3 protein-coding genes and 1 pseudogene are annotated in these 3,519 nt (G+C 59.0%); all 4 read left to right on the forward strand.

The features are described 5' to 3' along the window. Nucleotides 1-805: pseudogene (locus ACYQ8U_RS22760) on the forward strand (hypothetical protein); the annotation flags it as partial. Continuing rightward, complete coding sequence (locus ACYQ8U_RS22765) at nucleotides 756-2,006, forward strand: tyrosine-type recombinase/integrase (RefSeq protein ID WP_459947853.1); 1,251 nt, start codon at nucleotides 756-758, stop codon at nucleotides 2,004-2,006. The pseudogene ACYQ8U_RS22760 and the gene ACYQ8U_RS22765, both read left to right, overlap by 50 nt. Next, the gene (locus tag ACYQ8U_RS22770; RefSeq protein WP_459947854.1) at nucleotides 2,003-2,962 is read left to right on the forward strand and encodes a tyrosine-type recombinase/integrase; all 960 of its coding nucleotides are present in this window, start codon (nucleotides 2,003-2,005) and stop codon (nucleotides 2,960-2,962) included. The genes ACYQ8U_RS22765 and ACYQ8U_RS22770 overlap by 4 nt, the downstream gene beginning before the upstream one ends. Beyond that, nucleotides 2,959-3,519: tyrosine-type recombinase/integrase (locus tag ACYQ8U_RS22775; protein ID WP_459947855.1), on the forward strand; the 561-nt coding region annotated here is incomplete at its 3' end. The genes ACYQ8U_RS22770 and ACYQ8U_RS22775, both read left to right, overlap by 4 nt.

Genomic DNA, 3,519 nt, shown 5'->3' on the forward strand with positions numbered 1-3,519 from the left:
AAGAAATAAAAAAACCGGCAAAGTTACCTATTATCTGCAAACGGTCGGCGCTGCTGTTGTCAGTCCTGATCACAAGGAAGTGATTGTTCTCCCCCCTGAAACCATTAAAAAACAGGACGGCGAGACGAAAATGGACTGTGAACGTAATGCCGTAAGACGTTTTCTCGGTAAACTGCGTCAGGACCATCCCCATCTCCAGTTCATCGTCAACGAGGATGGTCTCAGTTCTAACGGACCCCATATTGAAGATCTTGAGGCCTATAACCTCCACTATATCCTGGGTGTAAAACCGGGTGACCACAAATTTCTTTTCCAGTACGTAGACACTGCCGAGGCCAATGGTGATGTAACGGAACTGGCTATAACGAAACCGGACAAACCATATCTAACCCATTGTTTTCGTATTGTTTACAATGCACCACTCAACAAGACCCATCAGCAGAAAAAAGTCACCTTTGTGGAGTATTGGGAAGAAAACAGTAAGACCGATAAGACGCAGCATTTCACCTGGATTACCGATTTGACCATCAACGAGGACAACGTCTTTCATTTTATGCGAGGCGCCCGCGCCAGGTGGAAAATTGACTATGCGGACATCCAGAATATGCAGAGTGTAGAGCGGAGACGGCTTTTCCAACATGCTTACAGGAAGGGGCTGTGGGTGTGCAGGCAGGATGGACAACTGCGCATATTATTGTGGGTTGGGGGGAGTCACTCGGACTCGCCCATTTCACCCTCTATTGGGAGAGACCCACATGTTGGAACACTATTTTCGAAAGACAGAACAGAGGGAGGCGCTGCGTGAGAACCACCTTGGGTGGGTCGTCGAGGAGGCAGCGGTTCGTTACCATCGCGATGGCCATAGCCTGAGGTATGTGCAGCACTCGTTGCTGCTCATGTCTCGGTTCGGGGACTGGCTGGCTGCCAGGGGGACCGCCGTGGATGCGGCCAGCACGATGCATGGGGAGGCGTTCCTGGCGCAGTACGTGTCCCCAAACCGTCCCGAGGCGCCCCCTGGGATGACATCCAGGGGACCGAGGCGTACCGCTATTCGGTTTGCGCTACGGCTTATCCATGAACGCCACCCTCATCCTGAGAAGCTGCCCCCGGTACAGGTCGAAGTCACTGCCTACCAAGTCTATCTACATCGGGATCGCGGGTTCGCGGCGGGGACCGTTGAACAGCACGGGCGTCAGCTGCAGGAGTTCCTCTTGGCCTGTTTCGCCGACGGTGCTGTCGATCTTTCAACTCTCACCTCGGGGCGTGTCCATACCTATCTGGATGCACTGCCGCCAACGCCGAAGAACTGCCGAACCCGGGCGTTCTGCTCGGTACTGCGGAGTTACTTGCGGTTCGCGAAAATGCACGGGTTGGCGGTCGAGGGGCTCAGAGCTGCTGTGCCGATGATGCCCGCGCCACGACCGGCCCCATCACCGAGGATCGTATCCCAGAATGACCTGTCGCAGCTCTTGGCAGGCATCGACTGTGATACTGACATCGGCAAGCGGACCTACGCCGTGATCCTGTTCCTGGCGGATTTGGGCATCCGCGTGGGCGATGTGGCCCGACTGACTCTGGACGACATCGACTGGCGGGCCGGGACGGTTCGGGTGGCCAACCACAAGCAGCGCTGTCCTTACTGGTTGCCGTTGCCGGTACGCCTCGGTGAGGCCTTGGCCGATTACCTACGGCATGGTCGGCCTGCATCGAAAAGTCGGGCCTTGTTCCTACAACGAGCCAAGCCGGAGTGGGTCCCCGCTACCACCCATGCGCTAAAATCCTCCATACGTCATGCATGGGAGTTGGCCGGGCTGGCGGAGCAGTTCAACGGCACCCACATCCTCCGACATACAGCAGCCACACGGATGAAACAGGAGGGCGTTCCTCTGAAGAGCATCGCCGACGTGCTCGGACACTGCGCCGTGCAGACGACTGCGATCTACGCTCAGGTTGACCTTCCCGCGCTGCGTCGCGTTGCCCAGCCTTGGCCGGGAGGTGCGATGTGAACACTGACACCTCAATGCAGACGACTGTCGACCGCTACATCGTGCACAAGCGCAATCTGGGCTGCGTGTTCCGGACGGAGGAATTCCTGTTGCGCTCCTTTGCGGCTTACGTCGACCGGCATGCACCATGTGAACCGTTGACCATCAAGCTGGCTCTGGAATGGGCGACTGCCCCTGGAACAGGGAGCCGGGCCTACTACGCGAAACGCCTCAACGTACTGCGCAGCTTCGCTCGCTACCTTGCCGTCAGCGAACCCGCCACCCAAGTCCCGCCCACAGGTATTCTCGGTGCAAGTGTATCGCGGATCGAGCCGTATATCTATACCCCCGAGGAAGTCGTTACCCTGATGCAGACGGCACGGGAGCGCGTGACAAGCAATGGGCTGACCAACCAACTACGGAATGCCACGCTGATCGGTCTGCTTGCCTGTACCGGGATGCGTGTCGGCGAAACCCTGGCGCTTGACAATGCCGATGTGGACTTCGAAGAAAGACTAATCAACGTCCGCAACAGCAAGAACCTGGCATTACGCCTGGTGCCGATTACCGCTTGCACTGCGCGCCGCCTCCAGGAGTACCAACAGGCTCGCGACGAACGCTTTGGGCCGGGGGGGCCCCACTCGGCCTTCTTCGTGTCGGCCAGGGGCGGGAGGCTGTGCTACAGCTCGTTCCAATGGGCTTTCGCTCAGATCCGCACCCGAACCGGGCTGGAAGGCACTGCTAAGGGTCACTCACCGCGCATCCACGACTTAAGGCACACGTTCGCCTGCAACCACCTGCTGCGTGCGTACCGTGACGGACTGGACATCGACGCGGCCGTGCAGGATCTGGCCCGGTATCTCGGGCATGCGAACCTGGCCGCAACGTACTACTACCTGACGGCGGTCCCCGCGCTCTTCGAAGAATGCACCAAACGCCTCCTCGGGCACATATACAGGAATGGAGACGACCAATGAGAACAACGCCGACAGACATACCCGCATACATGAAACGGTTCTTCGCACAATATCTACCGAATCAGCGGCTGTGCAGTCCTGACACCATCGCCTCATACCGAGACGGCCTCCGGCTCTACCTGCTCTACATCAGAGACAAGAAGCACACTGAACCATCGAAGGTCTGCCTCGAACACCTCTCCGTGGAGAACGTTCTCGACTTCCTGGATGATGCAGAGACCACGCGAGGCAACGGGCCCCGAACCCGCAATGCACGACTGACGGCCATCCGCGCATTCGTGCGCTACCTATTGATGATGGAACCGCTTTGGACCACCGACCTGCACCCCATCATGGCCATTCCGCAGAAGCGGGCCGACCGTCGGTTGCTCACTTTCCTGACGACTGAGGAGGTCGACACCCTGCTGGACGCTCCCGATTTGGACACGTGGAGCGGGATACGAGATCGTGTATTGCTGACCGTGATGTACAACACCGGAGCGGGGGGGGGGGGGGGGGGGGGGGGGGGGGGGGGGGGGGGGGGGGGGGGGGGGGGGGGGGGGGGGGGGGGGGGGGGT

It is taken from the genome of Desulfocastanea catecholica, from assembly GCF_054657295.1.

Excerpts from the sequence above, each read along its gene's own strand:
- ACYQ8U_RS22765 (WP_459947853.1), top strand. The coding sequence starts at position 756 with ATGTTGGAACACTATTTTCGAAAGACAGAACAGAGGGAGGCGCTGCGT.